The 26,894-nt window shown below is 28.1% G+C and carries 29 protein-coding genes; 25 read left to right on the forward strand and 4 right to left on the reverse strand.

Going from position 1 to position 26,894, the window contains the following annotated elements:
* The first annotated feature begins 12 nt into the window (after positions 1-12).
* From ablA to NWE74_RS01390, 12 genes are all read left to right on the forward strand, one after another.
* Positions 13-1,263: a lysine 2,3-aminomutase gene (ablA, locus tag NWE74_RS01335; RefSeq protein WP_258241446.1), complete on the forward strand. Its 1,251-nt coding sequence runs from the start codon at positions 13-15 to the stop codon at positions 1,261-1,263.
* A 110-nt stretch (positions 1,264-1,373) separates the two neighbouring features.
* Positions 1,374-2,393: a hypothetical protein gene (locus NWE74_RS01340; RefSeq protein ID WP_258241447.1), complete on the forward strand. Its 1,020-nt coding sequence runs from the start codon at positions 1,374-1,376 to the stop codon at positions 2,391-2,393.
* Between the two features lie 132 nt (positions 2,394-2,525).
* On the forward strand, positions 2,526-3,866 hold the full coding sequence (locus tag NWE74_RS01345; protein WP_258241448.1) for a MutS-related protein: 1,341 nt from the start codon (positions 2,526-2,528) through the stop codon (positions 3,864-3,866).
* Positions 3,867-3,884: 18 nt separating this feature from the next.
* Positions 3,885-5,462, forward strand: coding sequence for a lysine 5,6-aminomutase subunit alpha (locus NWE74_RS01350; protein ID WP_258241449.1), 1,578 nt, complete (start codon positions 3,885-3,887; stop codon positions 5,460-5,462).
* Entirely contained in the window at positions 5,462-6,247 is a 786-nt protein-coding gene (locus tag NWE74_RS01355) for an OAM dimerization domain-containing protein (RefSeq protein WP_258241450.1), read from the forward strand. The genes NWE74_RS01350 and NWE74_RS01355 overlap by 1 nt, the downstream gene beginning before the upstream one ends.
* Positions 6,248-6,477: 230 nt before the next feature.
* Positions 6,478-7,962, forward strand: coding sequence for a Na+/H+ antiporter NhaC family protein (locus NWE74_RS01360; protein WP_258241451.1), 1,485 nt, complete (start codon positions 6,478-6,480; stop codon positions 7,960-7,962).
* A gap of 382 nt (positions 7,963-8,344) precedes the next feature.
* Complete coding sequence (locus NWE74_RS01365) at positions 8,345-9,277, forward strand: hypothetical protein (RefSeq protein ID WP_258241452.1); 933 nt, start codon at positions 8,345-8,347, stop codon at positions 9,275-9,277.
* Between the two features lie 98 nt (positions 9,278-9,375).
* Entirely contained in the window at positions 9,376-9,975 is a 600-nt protein-coding gene (locus NWE74_RS01370) for a hypothetical protein (RefSeq protein WP_258241453.1), read from the forward strand.
* Between the two features lie 147 nt (positions 9,976-10,122).
* Positions 10,123-10,272 (forward strand): hypothetical protein, encoded by a 150-nt coding sequence (locus tag NWE74_RS01375; RefSeq protein WP_258241454.1) that lies wholly within the window; start codon positions 10,123-10,125, stop codon positions 10,270-10,272.
* Between the two features lie 59 nt (positions 10,273-10,331).
* Positions 10,332-10,997, forward strand: a complete 666-nt coding sequence (locus tag NWE74_RS19240) for a protein kinase domain-containing protein (RefSeq protein ID WP_258244402.1) — start codon at positions 10,332-10,334, stop codon at positions 10,995-10,997.
* Positions 10,998-11,083: 86 nt separating this feature from the next.
* On the forward strand, positions 11,084-11,650 hold the full coding sequence (locus NWE74_RS01385; RefSeq protein WP_258241455.1) for a hypothetical protein: 567 nt from the start codon (positions 11,084-11,086) through the stop codon (positions 11,648-11,650).
* A gap of 172 nt (positions 11,651-11,822) precedes the next feature.
* Positions 11,823-12,017: a (2Fe-2S)-binding protein gene (locus tag NWE74_RS01390; RefSeq protein WP_258241456.1), complete on the forward strand. Its 195-nt coding sequence runs from the start codon at positions 11,823-11,825 to the stop codon at positions 12,015-12,017.
* A gap of 48 nt (positions 12,018-12,065) precedes the next feature.
* Here NWE74_RS01390 and NWE74_RS01395 read toward each other — a convergent pair whose 3' ends face one another.
* Complete coding sequence (locus NWE74_RS01395) at positions 12,066-12,839, reverse strand: sporulation protein (protein WP_258241457.1); 774 nt, start codon at positions 12,837-12,839, stop codon at positions 12,066-12,068.
* A 741-nt stretch (positions 12,840-13,580) separates the two neighbouring features.
* Here NWE74_RS01395 and NWE74_RS01400 point away from each other — a divergent pair.
* The gene (locus NWE74_RS01400) at positions 13,581-15,041 is read left to right on the forward strand and encodes an APC family permease (protein WP_258241458.1); all 1,461 of its coding nucleotides are present in this window, start codon (positions 13,581-13,583) and stop codon (positions 15,039-15,041) included.
* Positions 15,042-15,123: 82 nt separating this feature from the next.
* Here NWE74_RS01400 and NWE74_RS01405 read toward each other — a convergent pair whose 3' ends face one another.
* Complete coding sequence (locus NWE74_RS01405) at positions 15,124-16,107, reverse strand: response regulator transcription factor (protein ID WP_258241459.1); 984 nt, start codon at positions 16,105-16,107, stop codon at positions 15,124-15,126.
* Between NWE74_RS01405 and NWE74_RS01410 the strand changes: the two genes are divergently transcribed.
* The 12 genes from NWE74_RS01410 (at position 16,106) to NWE74_RS01460 (ending at position 25,986) form a co-directional block, all read left to right on the forward strand.
* Positions 16,106-16,240 (forward strand): hypothetical protein, encoded by a 135-nt coding sequence (locus NWE74_RS01410; RefSeq protein ID WP_258241460.1) that lies wholly within the window; start codon positions 16,106-16,108, stop codon positions 16,238-16,240. The genes NWE74_RS01405 and NWE74_RS01410 overlap by 2 nt on opposite strands.
* A gap of 122 nt (positions 16,241-16,362) precedes the next feature.
* Positions 16,363-17,751, forward strand: a complete 1,389-nt coding sequence (locus NWE74_RS01415; protein ID WP_258241461.1) for an APC family permease — start codon at positions 16,363-16,365, stop codon at positions 17,749-17,751.
* Complete coding sequence (gene aguA / locus NWE74_RS01420; RefSeq protein WP_258241462.1) at positions 17,751-18,842, forward strand: agmatine deiminase; 1,092 nt, start codon at positions 17,751-17,753, stop codon at positions 18,840-18,842. Before NWE74_RS01415 ends, aguA begins: the two co-directional genes overlap by 1 nt.
* Before the next feature lie 76 nt (positions 18,843-18,918).
* Positions 18,919-19,998, forward strand: coding sequence for a putrescine carbamoyltransferase (gene ptcA / locus NWE74_RS01425; RefSeq protein ID WP_258241463.1), 1,080 nt, complete (start codon positions 18,919-18,921; stop codon positions 19,996-19,998).
* 116 nt (positions 19,999-20,114) lie between these two features.
* Complete coding sequence (locus NWE74_RS01430; protein WP_258241464.1) at positions 20,115-21,017, forward strand: exonuclease domain-containing protein; 903 nt, start codon at positions 20,115-20,117, stop codon at positions 21,015-21,017.
* Between the two features lie 46 nt (positions 21,018-21,063).
* Positions 21,064-21,387, forward strand: coding sequence for a thioredoxin family protein (locus NWE74_RS01435; RefSeq protein ID WP_258241465.1), 324 nt, complete (start codon positions 21,064-21,066; stop codon positions 21,385-21,387).
* A gap of 46 nt (positions 21,388-21,433) precedes the next feature.
* Positions 21,434-21,643, forward strand: coding sequence for a MerR family transcriptional regulator (locus NWE74_RS19265; protein WP_258241466.1), 210 nt, complete (start codon positions 21,434-21,436; stop codon positions 21,641-21,643).
* A 254-nt stretch (positions 21,644-21,897) separates the two neighbouring features.
* Entirely contained in the window at positions 21,898-22,236 is a 339-nt protein-coding gene (locus tag NWE74_RS01445) for a hypothetical protein (protein WP_258241467.1), read from the forward strand.
* Positions 22,237-22,341: 105 nt separating this feature from the next.
* Positions 22,342-23,736: an FAD-dependent oxidoreductase gene (locus NWE74_RS01450; RefSeq protein WP_330666263.1), complete on the forward strand. Its 1,395-nt coding sequence runs from the start codon at positions 22,342-22,344 to the stop codon at positions 23,734-23,736.
* Positions 23,737-23,819: 83 nt separating this feature from the next.
* Positions 23,820-24,287: an FAD-dependent oxidoreductase gene (locus tag NWE74_RS19185; protein ID WP_330666424.1), complete on the forward strand. Its 468-nt coding sequence runs from the start codon at positions 23,820-23,822 to the stop codon at positions 24,285-24,287.
* A gap of 88 nt (positions 24,288-24,375) precedes the next feature.
* Entirely contained in the window at positions 24,376-24,498 is a 123-nt protein-coding gene (locus NWE74_RS19245) for a TraR/DksA C4-type zinc finger protein (RefSeq protein WP_258244403.1), read from the forward strand.
* Between the two features lie 246 nt (positions 24,499-24,744).
* Positions 24,745-25,986 (forward strand): S-layer homology domain-containing protein, encoded by a 1,242-nt coding sequence (locus tag NWE74_RS01460; protein ID WP_258241468.1) that lies wholly within the window; start codon positions 24,745-24,747, stop codon positions 25,984-25,986.
* Positions 25,987-26,149: 163 nt separating this feature from the next.
* On the opposite strand, the gene NWE74_RS01465 is transcribed toward NWE74_RS01460, so the two are convergent.
* Both NWE74_RS01465 and NWE74_RS01470 read right to left on the reverse strand, forming a co-directional pair.
* Positions 26,150-26,371, reverse strand: a complete 222-nt coding sequence (locus NWE74_RS01465; protein ID WP_258241469.1) for a hypothetical protein — start codon at positions 26,369-26,371, stop codon at positions 26,150-26,152.
* Position 26,372: 1 nt separating this feature from the next.
* Positions 26,373-26,795: a YtxH domain-containing protein gene (locus NWE74_RS01470; RefSeq protein ID WP_258241470.1), complete on the reverse strand. Its 423-nt coding sequence runs from the start codon at positions 26,793-26,795 to the stop codon at positions 26,373-26,375.
* Positions 26,796-26,894 lie beyond the last annotated feature (99 nt).

A 26,894-nucleotide genomic window follows, 5' to 3' on the forward strand; every position in this document is an offset into this window, starting at 1 on the left:
GGGGAAATAATCATGGAAAGAAAAATATTTACAGATGTTAGCAATGAATTATGGAATGACTGGAATTGGCAAGTTAAAAACAGAATAACAACTGTTGAAGAACTTAAAAAGTATATACCACTTACAGAAAGTGAAGAACAAGGAGTTCACGAATGTCTTAAAACTTTAAGAATGAGTATAACTCCATACTACTTATCATTAATTGATCCTTCAAACCCAAATGATCCAATAAGAAAGCAAGCAATACCAGTATCATCAGAACTTAAAGTTTCTCAAGCTGACTTAGATGATCCACTTCATGAAGATGGAGATTCACCAGTACCAGGACTTACTCATAGATACCCAGATAGAGCATTATTATTAATAACTGACCAATGTGCAATGTATTGTAGACACTGTACAAGAAGAAGATTTGCTGGGCAAAATGATGGAGCTCAACCAGTAGATAGAATAGATAAAGCTATAGAATATATAAGAAATACACCAGTTATAAGAGACGTATTATTATCAGGTGGAGATGCACTTTTAATGAGTGATGAAAGATTAGAATACATAATAAGTAAATTAAGAGAAATACCACACGTTGAAATAATAAGAATAGGAAGTAGAGCTCCAGTAGTTATGCCTCAAAGAATAACTGATGGTTTAGTGAATATGCTTAAGAAATACCATCCAATATGGTTAAATACTCACTTCAACCATCCAAATGAAATAACAAAAGAATCTAGAGAAGCTTGTGAAAAAATGGCAAACGCAGGTATACCTCTAGGAAACCAAAGTGTTTTATTACGTGGAGTAAATGACTGTATGCACGTTATGAAAAAATTAGTTAACGATTTAGTAAAAATAAGAGTTAGACCATACTACATTTATCAATGTGACTTATCTAACGGTATAGAGCACTTTAGAACTCCTGTTTCTAAAGGTATAGAAATAATAGAAGGATTAAGAGGTCATACATCAGGATACTGTGTACCAACATTTGTTGTAGATGCACCAGGTGGTGGTGGTAAAACACCAGTTATGCCAAACTATGTAATATCTCAAAGTCATGATAAAGTAATACTTAGAAACTTTGAAGGTGTTATAACAACATATACAGAGCCACACAATTACAGCCACACATGTCAATGTGAAGTTTGTAGAGGAGAAAAAGAAGTTCATAAGGTAGGTGTAGCTGGACTTTTAAATAATGAAAGAATGACACTTGAACCAACTGAATTAGATAGAAAGAAAAGAGAGTTATCTGCTCAATTAGGTTAATATAAAAACTAAAAAGTAAAAGATATTATAGAATTAACTCTATAGTATCTTTTACTAATAAAAGTATACATCGCTTATTGAAATGATATTAAATTTATAAGGAATAAGATATGAATAAATTAAGAGAAATACTAAAATATAAAAGTATGTCGATTATAGGCAATTATAAGAATGTTGGAAAAACTACTACCTTAAATTACATACTTAAAGAGTGTATAAGTAAAAACATAATACTAGGCCTTACTTCAATTGGAGTAGATGGAGAAGGTGTAGATGCAGTTACTAATACTTATAAACCTAGAATATATGTAAACAAAAATACAATAATAGCCACAGCCAGTAGTTTAGTTTTAGGAAGTGATATAACAAAAGAAATTCTAGAACTAACAAACATAACAACGCCCCTGGGAAATATAGTTATATTTAAATCATTAAGCGATGGATATATAGAACTTGCAGGTCCATCTATAAATACTCAGATAAAATATATATGTGATAGACTAAAGTATTATGGAGCAGATTTGAGTATAGTGGATGGAGCTTTATCTAGAAAAACATTAGGATCACCATCAATAACAGAATCAACTATATTTTGTAGTGGAGCTGTAATAAATAAAGATATTAATAAGGCTATAGAAAAAATTGTATATGAAGCTAATATTTTAAACCTTGATAAAGTTAATGATAATAAATTTTATGAAGTTTATGAAAATATAAATTCTAAAAAGGTTAGCGTAGTAAATAATGATTATACGTATAAAAGCTTAGATATTAATACAACTTTAAGCTCTTCAAAAGAAATTATAGATAGTATAGATGATAATACTAAATATATAGTTTTTAATGGAATAGTTACTGATGACTTTATAAATACAATGCTAAAAAGTGGGAAAGATTACAAAAATATCACTATATTAGTTGAGGATAGTACAAAGATATTTTTAGAAAAAGACGTATTTGAAAAATTTATAAAGCTTAAAGGTAAAATTAGAGCAATAAACAAAGTAAATCTAATAGGCATAAGTATAAATCCAACTTCAATAGAAGGTTATAGCTTTGATGAAAAATATTTTATAGATACTATACAAAGTAAGACTGATATAAAAGTATTTAATGTAATGAATTTTTAGAAAATAAGCTTTTAGGAACAAGAAGGTGATCATATTAAGTCATTTATAACACACGAAGTAAATACGATTACACCATATGGAGAAATAGAAAAAGGTAATATTAAGATATATAAAAAAGAAAATAAGTTTAAATTGATAAAAGAACTGAGCTATGTTGAAAGTATGATTAGTAGCTTAAATAAAAACAAAGTGGTGTATGATAATATACAATATGAATTTTGCAAAGTCAAAAATATTAAAAATACAATTATAAGATTAGAAAATAAAAATGTATTGGATGAATTAGAGTTATTTGAAATTAAAAACTTTGCTATAAATGTTAATAAAATAATGCAATATTATTTACAGTTGAATATAAATGTAGATTATATAAACTTTAAGAGCTTAGATAAGATTGCAAAGCTATTAGATCCAGATGATTTGAAGCTAACAACTTTTCAAATATATGGTGCTTATAGTAAACGATTATTGCGTATAAGGCAAAATAAGCTTAACGTAGAAAAAGAAATATTTAGCTCAACAGATATAGAAACTATAGAAATATTAAAAAAGAAAAGACTTGAGATAGTTATTCAAGAAGATCAAGAAGTCCTAAAAATAAGGAAAGCTTTAACTGAAGAACTATACAATTATTTAATAGATATAAAAGGAAATATAAAAAATATAGGGAAATTAGATCTACTTATTGCAAAAGCTGATTTAGCAATAAAGTACAATGCTATAAAGCCAAATATAAATGAAGAAAATAAAATTTATTTTAAAGATCTAGTAAATCCAAATCTTCAAAAACTTTTAGATTCACAAGGAAAGCAATACATACCAATAAGTATAGAAATTGACAAGAAAATAACTATAATAAGTGGAGCTAATATGGGTGGAAAAAGTGTAAGTATGAAAACCATAGCGCTTAATTTATACTTATTCCAATGTGGATTTTTTGTATTTGCTAAGGAAGCTGATTTATGCATATTAGACTTTATATATTTAGTAAGTGACGATATGCAAGATATAAACAAAGGTTTAAGTACCTTTGGAGCAGAGATAATAAAATTAAAAGAAATAACAAAGCTTATTAAAATAAGAGATGGGTTCATAGCATTAGATGAATTTGCGAGAGGAACTAATCCAGTAGAAGGTAGATTACTTTTAAAATCAATATGTGAATACTTTAAAAAGTATAATTCCATAAGCTTAATATCTACTCACTTGGATGATATAGATATTAGTGATGTTGACTATTACCAGGTAATAGGATTAAAAAATGTAAACTTTGAAGGATTAAAACGTCAAATAGATTTAAAGATAGGTAGAGATAAAAGTTCAAATGGAGTAAAAATACTTCAAGAGTATATGGACTATAGAATGGAAAAAGTAAGCAAAGAAACTAAAGTTCCAAAAGATGCTATAAATATATGTAAATTATTGGGTCTTGATAATGAAATAATTAATATAGCAAATAAATTAAGTAAATAGGAAGCCAAGGGGGATAATATGAGTAAGTTAAATTTAGATTTCAGTATAGTTGAGAAAGCTCGTAAATCAGCACAAAACATAGCATTAGATACACAAGAATTTATAAACAAGCACACTACAGTAACTGTTGAAAGAAGTATACTAAGATTACTTGGAATAGACGGTGTAGATGAATTTGGTGTACCGCTTCCAAATATAGTTGTAGATAGTATAAAAAATTCTAATAATGGATCTTTAGGAATGGGTGTTGCTTATTACATAGGTAATGCTATGATAAACACAGGGCTTAATCCACAAGAAATAGCAGAAAAAGTATCTAAAGGGGAATTAGACTTAACTTCACTTAAGGAAAATGATGTATTTGAAGTTAAGCTTAAAATAAATGAAATAGCTAAAAAAAGTGTAAATCAAATAAAAGAAAATAGAAATAAGAGAGAAGCGTTTTTAAATGAGTATGGAGATAAAACTGGTCCATATTTATATCTAATAGTTGCAACAGGTAATATATACGAAGACATTACTCAAGCAGTAGCTGCTGCTAAGCAAGGAGCAGATATAATAGCAGTTATCAGAACAACAGGACAAAGTTTACTTGACTTTGTACCATATGGTGCTACTACTGAAGGATTTGGAGGAACTTTTGCAACAGGTGAAAACTTTAGATTAATGAGAGAAGCGCTAGACAATGTTGGAAAAGAATTAGGAAGGTATATAAGACTTTGTAACTACTGTTCAGGATTATGTATGCCAGAAATAGCAGCATTAGGAGCTCAAAATAGATTAGATGTTATGCTTAATGATGCATTATATGGAATATTATTTAGAGATATAAATATGAAGAGAACTATGATAGATCAATACTTCTCAAGAATAATAAATGGATATGCTGGAGTTATAATCAATACTGGAGAGGATAACTACTTAACAACAGCAGATGCAGTAGAAGAAGCACATACTGTACTTGCATCACAATTTATAAATGAGCAGTTTGCTTTAATAGCAGGACTTCCAGAGGAGCAAATGGGTCTAGGCCATGCATTTGAAATAAGTCCAGATGTTGAAAATGGATTCTTATATGAATTAGCTCAAGCTCAAATGGCTAGAGAAATATTCCCTAAAGCTCCACTTAAATATATGCCGCCTACTAAATTTATGACTGGAGATATATTTAAAGGTCAAGTTCAAGATGCCTTATTTAATATGGTAACAATAATGACAGGTCAAAAGCTTCATTTATTAGGAATGCTTACAGAGGCTATACATACACCATTTATATCAGATAGAGCTCTATCTATAGACAATGCTCAATATATATTTAATACTATGAAAGACTTAGGTAGTGAAATAGAGTTTAAGAAAGATGGTATTATGTGCACTAGAGTTAATGAAGTTTTACATAATGCATATGATTTAATAGCTGAAATAGAAAAAGAAGGATTATTTAAAACATTAGAACAAGGAAAGTTTGCTGGAATAAAGAGACCAGTTGATGGTGGAAAAGGACTAGATGGAGTTGTTATAAAAGAAAATGTATACTTCAATCCATTCGTAGAGTTAATGTTAGAAAAAGATTTAGTGTTAGGGGGTAGCTGTTAATGAGCGGATTATATTCAATGGAAAATAAGGAATACGATAAGAACCTTGATTTAAAAAATGTAAAACCATATGGAGATACTTTAAATGATGCTAAGGTGCAAGTGAGTTTTACATTGCCTGTAAAGGATGATGAAAAAGGTATAGAAGCTGCAAAACTTACAGCTAAAAATATGGGGCTTTCTGAGATAAATGTTGCTCATCATAAAGCACTAGATAGTGAATTTACATTCTATGTAGCATATGGAAGTTTAGAAAAAGGTGTAAACTATGAAGATATACATGTAGAAGTAGCACAAGAAAATACAATGGATAAATATGAAATAGAAAATTATATAAAAGAAAATATAAAAAGAGATGTAGTAGTAGTTGGAGCTAGTACTGGTACAGATGCACATACTGTTGGTATAGATGCAATAATGAACATGAAGGGTTATGCAGGAAACTATGGATTAGAAAGATATGAAGGAATAGAAGCATACAACTTAGGCAGCCAAGTTCCAAATGAAGAATTTATAAAAAAAGCAGTAGAGCTTAAAGCAGATGTACTATTAGTTTCTCAGACTGTAACTCAAAAGAATATCCATATAGAAAACTTAACTAACTTAGTAGAATTATTAGAAGCAGAAGGTCTTCGTGATAAAGTTGTACTTCTTTGTGGAGGACCTAGAATAAATCATGAACTTGCAAAAGAACTAGGATATGATGCAGGATTTGGACCAGGTAAGTTTGCACAAGATGTTGGAAGTTTCTTTGTAGAAGAATTAGTTAATAGAGATTTAATATAATAAATTTAAACTAGTATATTAGCAATTACCAAAACTATAATATTTACTAACAATATGTTAAATTATTCTTTAAATATCAATAAAATGGTATCTTAAAGTTATAATTAAAAGACTTATGTACTATGTAGAATACATTAGTACATAAGTCTATAAAATAATTGATAGTATAAGGAATAGTGTAAATAAAAAAACTATCAAAATTATACAAAAATATCAAGGAGGCTCACCTTATGGGGTTTTGGGTTGGACTATTTAAGTTTTCACCAGTATTTGTACTGGCAGGTTTAATGATGTTTAAAGTAGACTGCTTAATAGCAGCACCAATAGCTACAATATATGCATTTATTGTAGCATCAATAACAGATAAGTTTAAGTTTAATGATTTAGTTGATTGTGCAGTTGATAATGTAAAAGAGTTAAATTTAGTTTTCTTCATACTAATGCTTGCATATGCAATGGCTGAAGCATTTATGTCTACAGGAGTAGGCGCTTCTTTAGTAAATATAGCGCTTTCTTTAGGTGTAACAGGAAGAACTGTTGCAGTTGTTTCATTTTTAGTTACTGCTGTACTTTCAGTAGCTACTGGAACATCATGGGGGACTTTTGCAGCATGTGCTCCAATATTTTTATGGCTAAACCATATGGTTGGTGGGAATATATTATTAACAACTGCATCAATTGCTGGAGGTGCTTGTTTTGGAGATAATATTGGACTTATTTCAGATACAACAGTTGTAAGTTCTGGGATACAGGATGTTGAGGTAATAGATAGAATTAAATCTCAAGGACCTTGGTCTCTAATCTGTTTAGCAATAACAGTTGTTGCTATATTTGTACTAAGTGTAACTATGGGATTGCCTACTGAAGCTACAAATGCTTCAGCTGCTATAAATCAGATACCACCTCAAGTAATGATTGATTTAGAAGCTGCAAGACCATCGGCAGTAGAATTATTAAATCAAGTAAAAGAAGGGGTACCGTATTATATGGCGATACCACTTATACTAGTATTAGTGGTAGCAATTAAGGGATTACCTACATTAGTTTGTCTGTCTGTTGGTATAGCATCATCATTCTTGCTTGGTAGTTTTGCAGGAACTGTAGGGTCTTTAAATGAATTTTTAAAATTAATGATGGGAGGATTTAAAGAAGCAGGTTCTTGGGTCATAGTTATGATGATGTGGGTAGGAGCATTTGGTGGAATAATGTCTAAAATGAAAGCTTTCGAACCATTATCAAATTTAGTTATGTATCTTGCTAGAAGTGTAAAACAATTAATGGCTATGAATGGTTTATTATGCTTAGCAGGAAATGCTGCACTTGCTGATGAAATGGCTCAAATTGTTACAGTAGGGCCTATAATTAAAGAGTTAGTTGAAAAGAATGTAGATGGTAGTGAAGAAGATTTATACCAATTACGATTAAGAAATGCAACATTTTCAAGTTCTCTAGGAGTATTTGGTTCTCAATTAATACCATGGCATGTTTATATAGGATTCTATGTAGGTATATTAAGTGCAGTATATCCACTTCATCAATTCGTAGCAACTGATATTATAAAGTATAATATTATGGCATTTGTTACAGTTGGATCAATACTTCTATTAACATTAACAGGGCTTGATAGATTTATACCAAAGTTTGGATTACCAAGTGAACCACAAGTTAAGCTAAAGAAAAAAGAAAAACATCAAGAAAGAAATAATGCAGTGTAGTCAATATTATAATTATAGAAAATAGCTAATATACCTAATTAGTTTAATAATTTATTATAAAATTAAATTCAACTATTATTTAATATTTCTATATAATATATAATATAGGTATATTAAATAGTTATAAAAAATTAGATTAAATAATCTGAAAATTTTAAATGCTAAGTCAATTAAATTAATGAATAGCAAATAAAAAAGCCGTGGAGTATTCCAAGGCTTTTTTATTTTTAGCAGAGCTTGTTCTAAGGATGTAATTAAATGAAACCACTTTGTAATTGGAATATAAGAGTATATCATGTTAGAATATAATCAAATTTAATAATTACATATAATGTAAATTTTATATAATTATAATAAAAATAGGATTTAATAGGGGGAAAATATGTTAGACCAAATAAATATACAAATAAATAATGCAAAAAATGAAGTAGCGAAAAAGTACGTATTAGAAAATAAATTAAATGGCTTAAAATTAGAACTTAAAACAGCTGAAGAAGAGCTAACTAATTTAGAAAACAATCTTAGGAAAGAAAAAAAGGACGTAGATAATTTAAAAAAACTATCTTTATCAAATTTAATATATACAGTAGCAGGAAACAAAGCAGATAAGATGGAAAAAGAAGAAAAGGAATATGTAATGGCAAAGCTTCAATATGATAAGTGTCAATCTAATGTAAATTTAATAAAATCTAATATTAGTAATATAACAAGTAGATTAAACGATTTATCAAAGTATGAGGCTATATATGCTAATTTATTAAAGAAAAAAATTGAGTTAATAAATGTTTATGGCGATGAGAGTACAAAAAATAAAATTATATATATTGAAAAAAATATTGATATGTATATAAAAGAGATGAAAGAAGTTGATGAATCTATTTATGTTGGAAATGAATTATTAGATGAAGTGAGAGTTGCCAAAAAGTTATTAGCATCAGCAAAGGCTTGGAGTACTTTTGATATATTTGGTGGTGATTTACTAAGTTATATGGCTAAACATAGTAAAATTGATGATGTGCAATGGCACTTATCTAAAATTTCAAATTTAATAAAATCTTTTAATAAGGAATTAAAAGATGTAAATATTAGTGGAATTAATTTTTCTAGCTCAACAAAGACTTTTGATATTTTCTTTGATAATATATTTACTGACTTATCAGTAGATAAGCATATAACGGATTCTTATGACAATATATGTATTTTAGAGGTGAAGGTTGAGAACATTTTAAAAAGATTAAAAAATAATAGAAATGATTTAAATGATATAATTGAATCTAAAAAGAATGAATATGATGAGTTTGTAAAAAATATATAAACAACTTACTTAAGATTTTACTTTGTATACAATGCTAATGGATAAATAATTAACTACAGGGTAAGTTATATATAAACATATATAGGAGAGTAAGATAGATGAAATTAAAATTGGCAATATTATTAACAACAATCATTTTAATGGTAGGATGTACAAAAAAAGAGGAAATACAACAAAAACAGCCGAAACAAGTAAAAGAAGAAATGGTATTTGATGAAAATAAAAGACCATATGATGAATACGGAGAAGAAGTAAAATCAAATGATGAAGTATTAAAAAGTTATGAAACTATAAATAAAAAAGATTTAAACTATAAGTATGATGAAAATATGTCAACATACTTATTTGAGTTTAAAAAAGGCATAGCTCAAATGAATCCTATGCAAACTGAAGAACCACTAAATGATAAAAAATATAAGGAAGTATTACAAGCTTTTTCATTTGCATCTGAAGTAAATCCCATAAGGGTAACTTATGATGAGGCAATAGAACTTGTAAAAAAAGTATTACCTGATGATATAAAAAAAGAAAGTGAAACTGATTATATAGGCAAAGAAGATGTTGGTACAGGAATCATACGTTATACTTCAAGTCAGGGTGATTTTATTGTAAATCTTGCATATGGATTTGGAGAAGATGGTATAACATACGATAAAAATAATGTTGTAGGTATAACATACTTAAAACAAGTAGTATAAATCTAATCCCCTAAAGTGTAAAAACTTTAGGGGATTTTTGCACATAAACAAAAACAAAATCATACAATATAAATTAAAATGTAACACACAATAACAACACCTCATATAATCTAATAAGATATAAAAATAATATAAGAGGTGAAGTCTGTGCAGTCTTTAAAAGAACAATCATATCAAGGATCTAGCCATTATAAAAGACTAGGAAAATCAAAAGCATCTAAAAGTGGTTCTCAATCAAGTGCATCTAAAAATGGATCTAAGTCAAATGTATCAAATAGCAAGCCATATAGTGCATAATTGGAGGTGAAGTCATAGATAAGCGTTATAATCCTAACGACAATATTGATAAATACAATATACTAAAAATAATAGGGGAAGGTAAATATGGAATAGCATATTTAGCTCAAGGTATAGACTTAAAAAAATATGTACTAAAACAACTAAAAAATGAAATACTAGAAGCTACAAGAAAAAAGCTATTTTATGAAGAAGAAATATTAAAAAAATTAAAGGATAATAGATTTCCAAAATTTATTGAAAAGTTTGATCACGAAAGTAATTTAATATATGTATTAGAGTATATAGAAGGAAAAGATTTTGAAGATATATTAAATGAAGATGAGTATGAATTTAGCAAAGAAGAAATATATAATATAGCTATTCAATTAATAGATATAGTTGAAATACTTCAAAAGAATAACATAATTCACAGAGATTTAAGAACTCCAAATATAATCTTAGATAAAAATAATAAATTAAAATTAATTGATTTTGGACTAGCAAGGTATATAGATGATAAAAAATATGTAAAAGAAATAGATTATTGGTATATTGCAGATTTTTTAGTACATCTATATTATTCATCATGCTATAAAGAAAGTAATTTAGGTGAAAGACCTTGGTTTGAAGAACTTGATTTAAATGAAAAAGAGTGTTTATTTTTAAAAAAATTAATGGGTATTGAAGGGTTCTATAAAAGTATAGATGAAATAAAGAAAAACTTTAAAGATGTTATAAATTAAAAATAAAGCATATGGCTATACGATAAAGTTAAGGCTATATGTTTTATTTTTGAAATTTAATTAAATTTTAACTGGAGATGTGTATTGTGGCAAATGTAAACCAAATATTAGAAATGGATAAAGATAGCTTTAGAGTAAATCAATATTCTAAAAGGCCTTTTAGAGCGATAGGATTAATAAATGTTAAAATGAAATTTAATTATGGTATAGAAAATGTAACTCTAGCTTATTATAGATCATCAGGAACTAATGATGGTAAAGTTAAGGGGCTTTGGTATCCTATTGTAGGTATAAAGTTAAAAGAAGGAGAGTTTAATGAGTTTACAGATTATATAAACTATATTTTATCTAATACTACATTAGATGGAACTGCCATAAAAGGTTGGCTTTGTAAATCAGTATTTTTTGGAGAATTAGGTGATAAATCTAAAAATCCTGGATTTTCTAATACAAAGCATTATGATTTTCTTTTGGATATAGGTGAAACTTTAAAATATTTATATGAAAATGGAAAATACAACAAGATGAAAAATTTAGATAGCAATAAGCTAAATGAATCAATATCTTCCTTAGAAATTTATGAAGGTAATAAACACACACAAAGAGAAAATTTTGAGAAATTCGTTCAAGACATATATAATCAATTTAAATAGTGAAATATTAAATTAAAAAAATACAAAATATTAAATCTGTATAATCTATAATACAAATTTGATGTTTTGTATTTTTTTAGGAGAATTACACAATTCCAATATTCTAAGATAAAAGTGTATATAAGAACCTTTTGGGTATAAATAATATATATCTTAAATTTGGAGGTATCTTATGGACGTTAATGAAAGAGTATGTGGTTGCTTTAACGTAACAGTTAAAGATTTAATAAAAGCTAAAGAAAATGGATGTAATAGTGTTGAAGATATGATAAAAGAAACTAAGATGGCAACATCTTGTAAAAGATGTAAAGATAAAGCTGAGCTAACTGCATTAAAGGTAATATTAAATAGACTTTATATAAAATAACAAACACCCCCAATGCCTATTAAAATGTTAGGTAGGGGGTGATCTATATTAAGAATACTTTTTTAAAGTATTTAAAATTTCATCATAGATATAATCAACATTATTTAACTCATTATGGTTAAAATGAATTCTTACATTAGATTCATCTAAGCTTAACTTTTCTAATATGCTACTTCCTAAGTTTCTAGCTCTTCTATCAATTTGTAAAAATACATTTATACCATTTAAATCAGAAACAAGGACAACTTCTAGTTCATCAAGTTTTGATCTAAAACTTGGGCTTGGATAATACTCAAATTCCTGTACAAATTTGTGATTACTAAATCCATATTTATCATAAACATTTTCAACTTCTCTCATTCTAAAACCTAATTTATCAACTGCTTCAAGAATATTTTTTATACTTGCATTAGGTAAAACTAATAATTTGTCACCATCTAAATTATCAACTGCATTTTCAATATCTAATCTAGTAGATAGCCATATAGTAGAGTGGCCTTTAGTAATAGGGCAATTTAAATCTAAGTTAAAGCTAAATGGTATCTTAGCTTCTTCGCCAGGTTGAAATTCTTTATTTACATTAATATTAAATTTTTGGATAGTATAATCTACGTTAAACTCTTTATCGTCAGATTCTTTTTTGTACTTGGTTTTTACATTAATAGATACAGATTTTATTTTTTGTATTACTTGACCTGCACATATATTAATATATCCTTCTACATTTCCACCAGGAGTAGTATTTTGATTAGATAAAATCGCATCTACCTTAGCACCACCAACTCCTAAAACATTTGCCATAGCTTTTTTTAATAAACTCATATACTCAATACCTTTCTTTTAATTATTTTGTTATAATTAGTATATTTATAGTATAGTAAATTTTCATTTTAATTGATATATTTATATCTAAATAATTTAAAAAGTAAAGAGATCATATATTATTTTTTGCATAGGTTATCTCGCATTTTACATTATAGTTAAGGTTTGACCTTGACCTAACTTCATATCCTTTAACCCTTTATCTATTTTGGATTTTAATTGTTTAGAGATAAAGCATATCAGGTCTTCTATTGGCTGAAATTTTTTTAGGTTACTACATCCTTAGGATATAAGTTATTATAATTTGTACTTGTTGTGCGAGAAACTAAAAATAAATTAATAAAATTTAACAAAAATTTAAAATAAAAATAAAATAAAAAATAAAATAATATATGTAAATTTAAAAAAAATATAAAATTTATTTTTTAAAACAAAATGATAATATGGTTAATTTTTATTATGTTATATGCAATAAATCATAAAAATACATATAAAAAATTTAGTATGGGTAAAGTGATTTTTCTATATAGAAAAATTGTCTATGAACATTTTTGTATCATTTTGATAATAAAGTTAAGGCAATAATTAGATAATTTAGGATAAAAAGTAAAAAAAGATAGAAAAATGACGAACTTAAAACATTGTCTTAACAGTAAAGCATGATTATAATTATATTGAAAATGAACATTTTTAAATTTAATAGCACAATAGCAACTTAATCAAATTTTTGGAGGGAATAGCATGTCAGATCAAAACAGAAATTTAACATGGCGAAATATAGCCCTTATGGGGTTTGTCATGGTATGGGGGTTTGGTAATGTCGTACTAAACTTCGCAACACAAGGTCTTACAGTAGTATTTTCATGGGTACTTATGATAGGACTATATTTTGTACCATATACATTGATGGTAGGGGAGCTAGGTTCTGCTTTTAAGGATTCTCAAGGTGGTGTATCAGCTTGGATAAAATCAACTACAACACCTATGCTTGCTTTTATGGCAGGATGGACATATTGGGTTGTACACATTCCTTATTTAGCTCAAAAACCACTAGGGCTTATGATAGCTCTTTCTTGGGCAATTAACCCATCAGGTGAGTTAGCGATAACTTTAAAAGAATTAAATCCGATGTTATTACAATCAATTGTGTTGGTAATATTCCTAGTATTTTTATATGTATCAACAAAGGGTGTTAAGACACTAAAGGTTATTGGTAACATTGCAGGTACGTCAATGTTTGTTATGTCATTATTATTTATAGTTTTAGGACTAGCAGCTCCAGCTATAACTGGAAAGGTTGCAACTCCAAATATAACAATGAACTCATTTATACCTAAATTTGATTTTAACTACTTAACGACTTTAGCAATGTTAGTGTTCGCAGTTGGTGGATGCGAAAAGATAGCTCCATATGTAAACAACACTAAAGACCCATCTAAAAACTTCCCAAAAGGAATGTTAGTTTTAGCTGGAATGGTTGCAGTTTGTGCTCTTTTAGGTTCAGTAGCAATGGGTATGATATTCAATGCTAATGAAATACCAGAAGACTTAATGATGAACGGTGCATATTATGCATTCCAATTATTAGGAGAACATTTTGGTTTAGGTAGTATATTTGTTATAATATATGCATTAGCAAATACAGCTGCTCAATTATCTGCTTTAGTATTCTCAATAGATGCTCCACTTAGAGTTCTATTATCTGAAGCTGATTCAAACTTTATACCAAAGTCTTTATCAAAGACTAATAAAAATGGTGTATTAGTAAATGGTTACATAATGACTGCTATATTAGTTTCTATATTAATAATAGTTCCAGCTTTAGGAATAGGTAATACAAACGAGTTATTCATTACATTAACTAAGCTAAATGCTGTTGTTATGCCAATGAGATACTTATGGGTATTCTTAGCTTATATGGGACTTAAGAAAGCTAGTAGCAAATTTAAAACTGATTATAAGTTTGTAAAAAGTGATAAAGCTGGATTTATAATTGGCTTATGGTGCTTTGTATTTACTGCATTTGCATGTATCATGGGTATGTTTCCAACAGATGTAGCTGCATTTAGTTCAGAATGGATGTTTAAAGTAGCTTTAAATCTTCTAACTCCTATAGTATTAGTAGGTATAGGTTTAATATTACCTGCAATGGCTAAAAAGAGTAATGCAAAGGAAAAAAGTCAGACGACAATTCAACAATAATAGTAAATAATTAGGTTTAATAAATCCTATATAGTAAATACACTTAATGTGTATAACTATATAGGATTTTTTGTTATAAAAATCAAATCTCAGGTTTTGAGTTTGAAATATTTAAAATAAATTCTTTATAGATATCGATTAACATATTCCTTTTAGTCACATCCACTTTCTGAAAAATATTATGTATATGAGTCTTAACTGTTCCAATTGATATAAATAGGTTTTCACTAATTTCCTGATTATTTTTATTTTGTAACAACAGTTTCAATATATCTTGCTCTCTATTAGTTAAATTATAGTGTTGTACAAATTCATAAAACCCATAGTCAATAATATCTATATCTTTAGTTTCACTAGAAACATTATTTTCTACTTTTAATAACGAATTAATTTTGGTAGAGCAGTACTTAATAGCATATACCGAATAAATAATAGTTAATATATCTTCAGATACACTTCTATTGTTGATTTTAACTAATATATCTGAGTATACATCGAATGAAAAAATAACAATAGTATCTTCGATAATAATTAGAAATGAAAATATTAATGTGTATTTAAGTACTTTTTTATATAAATTCATGTAGGGGTTTTTATTTAATAAATCAGAATTGCTTTTTATGTATTTAAGGCCAACTAAGCTTAAATAAATTGTTATAAGCTGATAAGGTAGGTAATAACTCCACACCATAAGAGCACCATTAAGCGCTAAAGGAATAAATAAAACACATATTGAAAGTAGTGCAAGCATTAAATAATCTAGCGTTGTAAAGCTTTTATTTAATGTATACTTTTGGATTAGAAAATAAACTATTACAATAGACATCATAATTAATGTCTTAAAAGAGGGGATAGTCATAAACTGCAGGTCATAGAAGCTAGAAAACTTATCGAAAAACTCTGTCATATAAATGATTACATTATCAAGTATAAACAATACAAACATAACGTTTATAGCTAAATATAAAGGTTGTTTCTTACATACATTCAAATGAAAAGAATACACAATCGCACATGTATATAAAATTATTAGAAAAATATTATAAATAAAAAGTGTAATATCCATGGGACCACCACCTTTCTACCAATTTTTAGTACCTATATATAATAAGTTTACTATAGCTATAAATTTAATACAACTTATACAGAAGGTAAGTTTAGATATGATTAGACAAAAAAACTTAGCTATAAATAAATAATACCTAAAGTATTAGAAAAGATAGATTCTAAACTTATGGGTTTAGTCACTATCATTGAGTTGTAAGCAGGTTGGTTGTTAGCAAACTTGATATAAAAGAATAATTTTAAGAGGGGATAAAAAATGAACCAAATTCAAAACAAGAAAAAGTTTAAGTTAACAGATGCTATCTTATCAGTAATTTGTGTAGTATTTGTTGCAGAGGCAGCAGCTCCTGTAGCTGCTATAGGAAATTCCCAATACTTTTGGTGGATATTCTTGATGCTAACGTTTCTTTTACCTTATGGTCTTATATCTTCTGAATTAGGAACTACTTATAATGGTGAGGGTGGTTTATATGATTGGATTAGAAAGGCATTTGGAAAAAGATGGGGAGGTAGAGCTTCTTGGTATTATTGGATTAATTTTCCTTTATGGATGGCATCATTAGCAGTAATTTTCCCAGAAATATTAGGTATTGTATTTGGATGTGAAGTAGGATTAGTACCTTCATTAATTATTGAACTAGCATTTATATGGATTGTAGTAGCTATTAGTTTTTATCCAGTATGTGATAGCGTTTGGATATTAAATGGCGCAGCAGTTATTAAAGTTTTATTAGCAGTAGTAGTAGGTGGGCTTGGTATATATGGAGCTATAAATCATGGAGTTGCAAATGAATATACATTAGAGTATTTGCTTCCATCATTTGATTTAAACAGCTTATCTTTTATTTCAGTTATATTATTTAACTTCTTAGGATTTGAAGTTGTATGTACTTTTGCAGATGATATGGAAAATCCTAAAAAACAAATCCCGCAAGCTATTATTGTAGGGGGAATTGTAATAGCAGCAATATATATTTTTTCAGCATTTGGGATAGGCGTTGCAATACCAACAGCAGAAGTAAGTACTAGTAGTGGATTGATAGATAGTTTACAACTATTGACTGGTAAAAGTGGTGGAATGTTTATATCAGTTATGAGTATTTTATTCTTATTAAGCTTATTTGGAAATATGATTTCTTGGTCACTTGGTGTAAATAATGTTGCTTGTTATGCGGCTTTAAATGGAGATATGCCCAAGGTATTTGCTAAAAAGAGTAAAAAAAATGATATGCCAACAGGTGCAGCAATAATGAATGGAATAGTAGCATCAGCTGTAGTATTATTAGCTATGTTTTTACCTAACCAAGATTTATTCTGGAGTTTCTTTGCATTAAATCTTGTAATGTTCTTAGCAGCATATTTACCAGTATTTCCTGCATTTTTAAAACTTAGAAAAATAGATCCAGACAGAGAAAGACCATTTAAAGTTAGTGGAAGTAATTTTATATTAAAAATTTTAGCAATACTTCCTATGGTTATGATTATTATATCTATAATTTTTATAGCTATTCCACTTAGCTTTGAAAAAGAAGCTTTATCTGAAACATTACCGATAACAATAGGCTCAATTATTTTCTTCATAATAGGAGAGTTTTTAATCAGAGATAAAAATAGAAATAATAAAAAAGAAGGGAAGGGAATATAATGAAAACTTTAAACTCTACTCCAAAAACAGATGGATTTAGAATGCCAGGAGAATTTGAACCACATGATGGATGCTGGATAATATGGCCAGAGAGAACTGACAACTGGAGACTTGGTGCAAAACCTGCTCAAAAGGTATTTGTAGAAGTAGCCAAAGCTATTAGTGAATTTGAATCAGTTACTGTATGTGTAAGTAATGAACAATATGATAATGCTAGAAATATGTTACCAGAAAATGTAAGACTAGTTGAAATATCTAATAATGATTCCTGGATTCGTGATTGTGGACCTACTTTTGTAACTAATGGAAAAGAAGTAAGAGGTATTGACTGGTCATTTAATGCATGGGGTGGTTTAGTAGATGGATTATATTTCCCATGGGATAAAGATGATCATGTAGCTAGAAAGGTATGTGAAATAGAACAAAGAGATAGATATAGATTAGACGATTTTGTATTAGAAGGTGGATCTATACACGTTGATGGTGAGGGTACTTTAATAGTTACTGAAGAATGTTTATTAAGTGAAGGTCGTAATCCGGATCTATCAAGAGACGAAATAGAAGATGTATTAAAAGAATACTTAAATCTTGAAAAGATTATTTGGATACCACTAGGAATTTACAATGATGAAACTAATGGCCATGTAGATAACATCATACATTATGTAGCACCAGGAAAAGTTGTTTTGGCTTGGACTAATGATAAAAATGATCCACAATATGAAATATGTCAAAAAGCTTATGAAATTTTAAGTAATGAAACAGATGCAAAAGGTAGAAATATTGAAGTTGTAAAGCTAATGCTGCCTTCGAATATATTGATAACAAAAGAAGAAAGTGAAGGTGTTGATGCTATAGATGGAACTTTACCACGACAAGAAGGAGATCGTTTGGCAGCATCTTATGCAAACTTTTATATAGCAAATGGTGGAGTAGTATTACCACTATTTAATGACCCTAATGATGAAAAAGCGATAGAGACACTTAAATGTTGTTTTCCTAATAGAAAAATAGTAGGAGTTTATGCTAGAGAGATTCTTCTTGGTGGAGGAAACATTCATTGTATAACTCAACAGCAACCTAAAGCTTAAATTATTTCATTATCAATATTAAAAAATATAAAAATTTAAATATAAAAAGTTATTAAAATATAAGGGGGAAATTATTATGAAATTACCAGTATCAAGTGCAACAGATCTTAACAAGAAAGGATTAAGACATTTTTTAGATACACAAGACTTAAGTAAAAAAGAATTATTAGAGTTATTTGAGTTAATGAGACTTTTAAAAGAAGCTAGAAAAGACAATGCAGTTCCTCAATTATTTAAAGGAAAATCAATAGCGATGATATTTGAGCAGCCATCAACAAGAACAAGGGTATCTTTTGAAACGGCAGCTACTATACTTGGAGGTCATGCTCTATTTTTATCACCAAAGGATATACATTTAGGAGCTAAAGAAAGTCTAGAAGACACATCAAAGGTTTTATCAAGAATGGTTGATATGATGATGGCTAGAGTGGATAAACATTCTACAGTAGCAGGGCTTGCAGAGTATTCAACAGTTCCAGTTGTAAATGGACTATGTGATTGGCTACATCCAACTCAAATGTTAGCAGATGTATTTACTATGATAGAACATTTACCTAAAGGTAAAAAGTTAGAAGATTTAACGGTAAGTTTTATGGGAGACGCAACCAATGTATGCTCATCACTAGCATTTATATGTACTCAATTAGGTATGAAGTATAAGCATATAGGACCTAAAAAATATCAAATGCCTAAAGAGTGGCAAGATATAGCTATAAAAAATTGTGAAACATCAGGTGGAGAATTAATAGTTACAGACGATATTGAGGCTGTTAGAGGTTCTGATATAGTTGTTGCAGATAGTTTCTACTGGTTTGGGCAAGAAGATGAAAAAGAAGAAAGGCTAACTACATTCATGCCTAAGTATGTAGTTACTCAAGATATCATGAATATGGCAGGTAAGGATGCTTTATTTATGCACTGCCTACCAGCTAATGATCAAAGAGAATGTACAAGAGAAGTTATGAATGGTAGTGAATCTGTAATATTTGATGAAGCTGAAAATAGATTGACAGCACAAATGGCTATATTAGTATACTTTACTTATAATCACATACAAAAACCATCTGAAGAAACTATTAAAAAACATGAAGATGCTTTAAATAATTTCTTAGAACATATAACTATAAATGATGTTGAGGAAATTAATTTAATATAAAAATATAATACAATAACTAAAATGAGTAAAGTCTCTTTATTTAAATAAAGAGACTTTACTCATTTTAATTATGATATAATTTTATATAAATATATAATAGAGAGGAAAGTCTAAAAGTGAGTAATAAAGTATTAGCTATATCATTTAAAACAGCAAATTATAATAGATCCAGTGTATGTAGCATAGGACTAGCTCTTTATGAAGATGGTAAAATTAAATTAAATGAAGAAATACTGGTTAATCCAGAAGAAGAGTTTGATGAATATAGCATTAAAATGCATAATATAAATGAAGAAAAGATACAAGATGCTAAAATATTTAATAAAGCATGGCAATCAATATCTTATATGATAGATAAAAATACCTTAGTAATATCACCTAATGCTAGTTTAGATATTAGTGTGCTTATACATGCTTGTGACAAGTATAATATGGTTTATCCCAATTTTGATTACTTATGTACTTGGAAACTATCTAATATAGTAAAACAAAATGAAGAAGAAGATTTAGATGAAGAAATTTTATATAATAGCTCAAGTGAAGAAGCTTATAAATGTTTAAATACATATTTAGATATATTAAGAAATTTTAAATATAACAAAATAGAAGATTTACTCAAAGAATTTAACATAGAAAAAGGAGTACTTTTCAATAAATCATATAAACCATTTGGTATAAAAAAACAAAAATATAGAAGAGAAATAGATATAGAAGAAATAAAATTAAGAACATATGACTTTGAAAATAGTCACCCATTTTATAAAAAAACGATAGTGTTTACAGGTGCTCTTAGAAGTATGAGAAGGTCTGAAGCTATGAAAAAAGTGAACAATGTTGGTGGAATAGGTGGATACAGCGTAACTAAAAATACAGATTATTTAGTTTTAGGAGAACAAAGTATTAGAAAGCTAAATGGTAAAGTTAAAAGTAGCAAACATATAAGTGCAGAAAGATTAATATCGCAAGGAAAAAATTTAAAAATTATTACTGAGGATGATTTTCTAGAATTAGTTTTCTAATATATAAGTGATTTATTAAGCAAATAAATTAAAAAGAGGTCATAATATGAAAATAACTAATAGCTATGAAGAAATAAATGAATTAATAAATAATAATGATATGGTTCTTTTATATTTCAGTGGAGAAAACTGTGGAGTATGTAATGTTATAAAATCCAAGGTAGAAGATATATTAACAAAATATACGAATATAAAGAGTTTAGAAATTAAAACAGAAAATTCTAGAGAAATAGCGGGTCAATATAATATATTTACTATACCAGGTATAATAGTTTATGTTCAGAAAAAAGAAACTATAAGAGAAGCTAGATATATAAGTATTGAGGAGTTTGAAAGTAAAATACACAGATATTATAAGATGATTTATTAAAATAAATATCAATAAAGCTATTGTAATAGGTGCATTTGACAATATTATGAAGTATGGTATTACCGATTTAGCAGAGATATTGGGAATAACAACAAGTGCGATCCACTATTTTGAAAAGCAAAATTTAATAAAAGTTAATAAAGAAAAAAATGGACATCGTTTTTATAATGTTATTGATATTTTTAGGCTTTTGTCTTATACAAAATATAGACATATGGAATTTCCTATGAAAAGGATTATAAAGCAGTTTAGTTGAGATGAAACAGGTCATTTGCTTATTAAAGATAGAATGGAAGAATATAAAAAAAGGCATAAGAAAAAAGCATACACTATAAAAAATTAGCTGAATCAATAGAAGAAAATTTGAAAAGTGCACGACTTATAGATGATTTATTAGATAAGTATGAGTTTGACAAATGTCCAGATTTAGTTATGATTTATGATGAAGAATGTGGATGAATTTCAAAAAATAGAGAATCACAAAAAATAGTCCATAAATGGGTAAAGGAAATGCCTGTTGTACAATTAGGAGTTATAAAACATAGTGAATCTAACAATAGTAACTTCGGATATCTTGTTTCAGAAGAAAAAGTGAATGAATTAAATTTACCTCTTAAATTAAATGTTAAAAATATTAAAAGTGAGTCTTGTTTACATACTATAAAAATAGTTAGCGATGAATTAACTTTAAATCAAGATATTATTTTTAGAGATGTTATACAATATGCACAATCCAAGGGATTAGAAATATGTGGGGATATTATAGGTAAAATATTAGTTGTTGATGTATATAAGCCAGCAAAGTTACAAACTTATATTGAGTTATGGATACCTATTAAATTATTATGACAAAATCATAACAATGTGCTTGCATGTAAAGTTACTTTATGTAATACACTTGATTTTAGATAAGATTTTCTTATCTGAAATATTTATTGTGTAGGGGGATAAAGTATGTTAGATCAAAAACATAAGATATTATTTGATCCAATCAAAATTGGTAAATTAGAGATTAAAAACAGATTTGTTTTAGCTCCAATGGGTCCTGCTGGATTATGCAACGCTGATGGAAGCTTTAATGAAAGAGGAGAAGAGTTTTATGTAGAGCGTGCAAGAGGCGGTACAGGATTAATAATGACTGGAGTAACTATGGTTGAAAATAATATAGAAAAGTGTGCACTACCATCTATGCCATGTCCTACGCTTAATCCTCTAAACTTTACAACAAGGGAAAAATCTATAACTGAGCGTGTTCATGCTTATGGAGCTAAAATATTCTTGCAATTATCAGCTGGGTTTGGACGTGTAAGTATACCATCAATGGTTGGAGAAGTAGCTATAGCTCCATCAGAAATACCACATAGATTTTTAAAAGGAGTTACTTGTAGAGAATTAACTACAGATGAAGTAAGACAGTATGTAAAAAAATTCGGTGATTCAGCAGAGATTGCTAAAAAATCAGGATTTGATGGAATAGAAATACATGCTGTTCATGAGGGATATTTACTAGATCAATTTGCAATAGCAATGTTTAATAATAGAACTGATGAATATGGAGGAAGTTTAAAAAATCGTTTACGTTTTGCTTGTGAAATAGTTCAAGAAATAAAGAAAAGATGTGGAGAAGATTATCCAGTATCTTTAAGATATAGTATAAAAAGTTTTATAAAAGACTGGTGTAAAGGTGGGCTACCAGGTGAAGAATTTAAAGAAATGGGAAGAGATATAGATGAGGGAATTGAAGCTGCTAAAATACTAGTTGAAGCAGGATATGATGCATTAAATGGTGATGTTGGATCATATGACTCTTGGTATTGGTCTCATCCACCAATGTATCAAGAAAAAGGACTTTACTTACCATATAATGAAATACTAAAAAAAGCAGTAGATGTTCCGATAATAACTGCAGGAAGAATGGAAAATCCAGAGTTAGCTATTAATGCTATATTGTCAGGAAAGACTGATATGATAGGCCTAGCAAGACCATTATTAGCAGATTCACAAATACCAAACAAAATACTAGCGGGTGACTATAAAAGCGTTCGACCATGCCTTTCTTGTCAAGAAGGATGTATGGGAAGAATACAAAATTATGCTACTCTTTCATGTGCTGTTAACCCAGCTTGTTGTAGAGAAAAAGAATTAGAAATAAAAAAAGCTGATGAAAAGAAAAGAGTGCTTATTATAGGTGGTGGTGTAGCAGGATGTGAAGCTGCAAGGGTATCAGCATTAAGAGGTCATGATGTAGTACTTATAGAAAAGTCTGATAGATTAGGTGGAAACTTGATAGCAGGAGGAAGACCAGACTTTAAAGAAGATGATACTGCATTAGTTGATGGTATAATTTAGAACTTGAAAAGCTTAAAGTAAATGTAATTTTAAATACATGTGCAAATGAAAAAACTATACAACAATATAGTGCTGATGCAGTTATTGTAGCTACAGGGTCTAGACCTAAGATATTAAACATTGAAGGCACTGATAAATTATTTACAGCAGAAGAAGTTTTATTAGGTAAAAAAGATGCTGGAAAATCTACAATAATAATTGGTGGTGGATTAGTAGGATGTGAAACAGCGCTATGGCTACAAAAACAAGGCAAAAAAGTAACTATAGTTGAGATGATGGATGATATATTAGCAGTTGGAGGTCCTATATGTCATGCAAATCATGATATGCTAAAAGATTTAATTCATTTTAAAGATATAAATGTAAAATGTAGTGCAAAAGTAACAAAAGCAGATTCAGCAATAGCTGCTATTGGCTACAACTCTGAAAACTCTTTGTATGATAAGATTAGATTCTCTCATAATAATGTGAGAATGATAGGTGATGCTAATGAAGTCAAAAATATAATGTATGCTATATGGGATGCATTTGAAGTGGCAAGACATATATAAACAAAGATAATCAAGCCATGAAGGTTTATAAACTATATATCAGTTAGAGTTTAGTGAAACAAATATAGAACTTCCAGAGAAAGCAAGAATATTTTTATCAGAAGTATGTGAAGTTTGTGGAGAAAAAACTTCAGAGCAATTTACAAGACTACAGGGTGGAAAGAAAGTCTGCTTAGATTGTTATAGTGATTATAAGCGATTTTTTAGTTGATTATGGAAGATATAAAAATATAACACAAAATACTAGATGAAATTTATTAATTGAAAATAAGAAAAAAGCTAACTTCTATATTACAGAAGGTGGCTTTTTTCTTATTTTTAAATAGTTAAATATAACCATTTATTTCATATTAAATACATAATTTAACAAAAAAATTTATTTATGTTAAAAATATACTATAAACAAAGAGTAATTATGATATTATATTTAATGGAATAAAAAATGGGGAGGATGGAAATGAAAAAAATATTGATCAAATTGCTACTAGTGACTGTATTTTCTATTAATTTATTGAACTTAGATTATGTATTTGCATATGAAAACACAGAAAAACTAATAAATACAGTTGCAACTGTAAGTAGTAAAACTATTAGTGTGAGAAAAGGTCCAAGTAGTAAGGAAAAAATTATTCATACTGGTAGAGTTAATCAGGTAGTTTTACTAAAAGAAAAAAATATGAACGGGTGGTATAAGGTTGAATTTCCTAATGGTGTTTTAGGTTGGTGCGAAGAAAAGTATTTAAAAGGCTTTAAATACTATAATGAAGAATCCTTAAACTACTTAACTCAATTAGAAGTAGACAATATAATAAATAAGGTCGTAGATATAGCTAAAAAACAAATAGGAAAACCTTATGTATGGGCAGCTATAGGTCCTGATGAATTTGATTGTTCAGGATTAATGTTATATAGCTATAAACAAGGTGCAAATGTAGAATTAACTGATTATTCTGCAGAGCAAGCTGTAAAAGGTACATATATTCCTAAAAATAAGTTAAAAAAAGGCGACTTGGTATTCTTTGACACTATGAAAACAGGTAGAGTAAATCATGTTGGTATGTACATAGGAGAGGGTAAATTTGTACATGCTGCAAATCCTGATGTTGGAGTTATAGTATCTAAGATATCAGAACATAAATATGCATCTAAGTATATAGCGGCAAGAAGGATTATACAGCCAAATCAAAATCCCATAGATGATTGGAGTGATCATTGGGCTAAAGAAACTATATCTGAAGCTATGAATAAAGGATGGGTTACAAATTCAAATTCCTTTAGACCTAATGGATATATAACAAGAGCAGAGTTTATAACGATATTTAATAAAGTGCATGGATTAAATAATTCTAGCGGAAAAATATTTGATGATACTGAAACTCATTGGGCTAAGTATGATATAGATGTAGCTGTTACAAATGGAGTATGTAATGGGAAAACATCAAAGGAATTTAAACCAGATGATTTTATAACTAGAGAGGAAGCTGCTGTAATGCTTGCTAATTACAATAAATTAGCAGATGAAAACTTAGATAAAATAAGTGTATTTAGTGATTATGAAGATATAGCTAGTTGGGCAAAACCTTCTGTAGAAGGTGTTGTAGAGAAAGAATATATATTAGGATATTCTGATAGAAGTTTTGGACCTACAAAAAATATAACAAGAGCAGAAGCGATTGCTACATTTAGTAGAATAAAGTAAATTTGTATATAATAAATAGGTATTGATTATAATAATCAATACCTATTTGTTATTATTTCATAAATACAGATTTAACTATGTGTATAATATCTTTAGCTGTATCAGCATTTGACTTTATATTTTCTTTTGTAATTATAACACCAGCAGCTATATCAGTGGCAACCTATGTTACGTCTTTTACATTTTCACTAGCACTTTCAACATTCTTAGCTATACTAGGTAAATTATCAAGTGCTGTATTTATACTTTTAGTATTATATAGCAAAATATTATTTGCATTAGATATTAATTTGTTAAAATTTTTTAAAGTATATATTAAATATACTATAAAGCCAAGTGTTGCTAATAATAATGCTACGTATATTACATTTATATCTATATACATATTACTCCTCTATTCTTAAAGTGCTGTTAGAATCAATAGACTCTATTTTTTCTTCGACATCATTATTACATTCCAATAAAGCTATTTCATGTTCTATTTCCATTTCATTTGATTTTTTATTTTTTAAGTATTCTTTTACTTTTCTTTTAGACTCAGATAATTTTTCTTTATTTTCTAGTAGAGTTTTATTTACATTAGACTTAGCTTTAATTGTTCTTTCATTAACTTTTTCAGTTAATTGTGAAGATGCAGCTTTTAGATCATCTCTAGTTTCTTTTCCAGACTTTGGAGCTAATAATATACCACCTATAGTGCCTGTTAAAACTTCAACTGTAGCACCGACAGCAACTGTTTTAGCTTTTTCTTTTTTTAATGCTTTTTCCTTTGCTTTTCTTTTAGCTTCGATTTTTTCTGATAGTCTCATAATTAATCCTCCAACGTGTTATTTTAACTAATTCTACCGTTATTTAACAAAAAACAATTTATATTTTGTAACAAATTAATATAAGCTAAAATGATTATT

This window comes from Romboutsia lituseburensis (assembly GCF_024723825.1).
Taxonomy (GTDB): Bacteria; Bacillota; Clostridia; order Peptostreptococcales; family Peptostreptococcaceae; genus Romboutsia_F; species Romboutsia_F lituseburensis_A.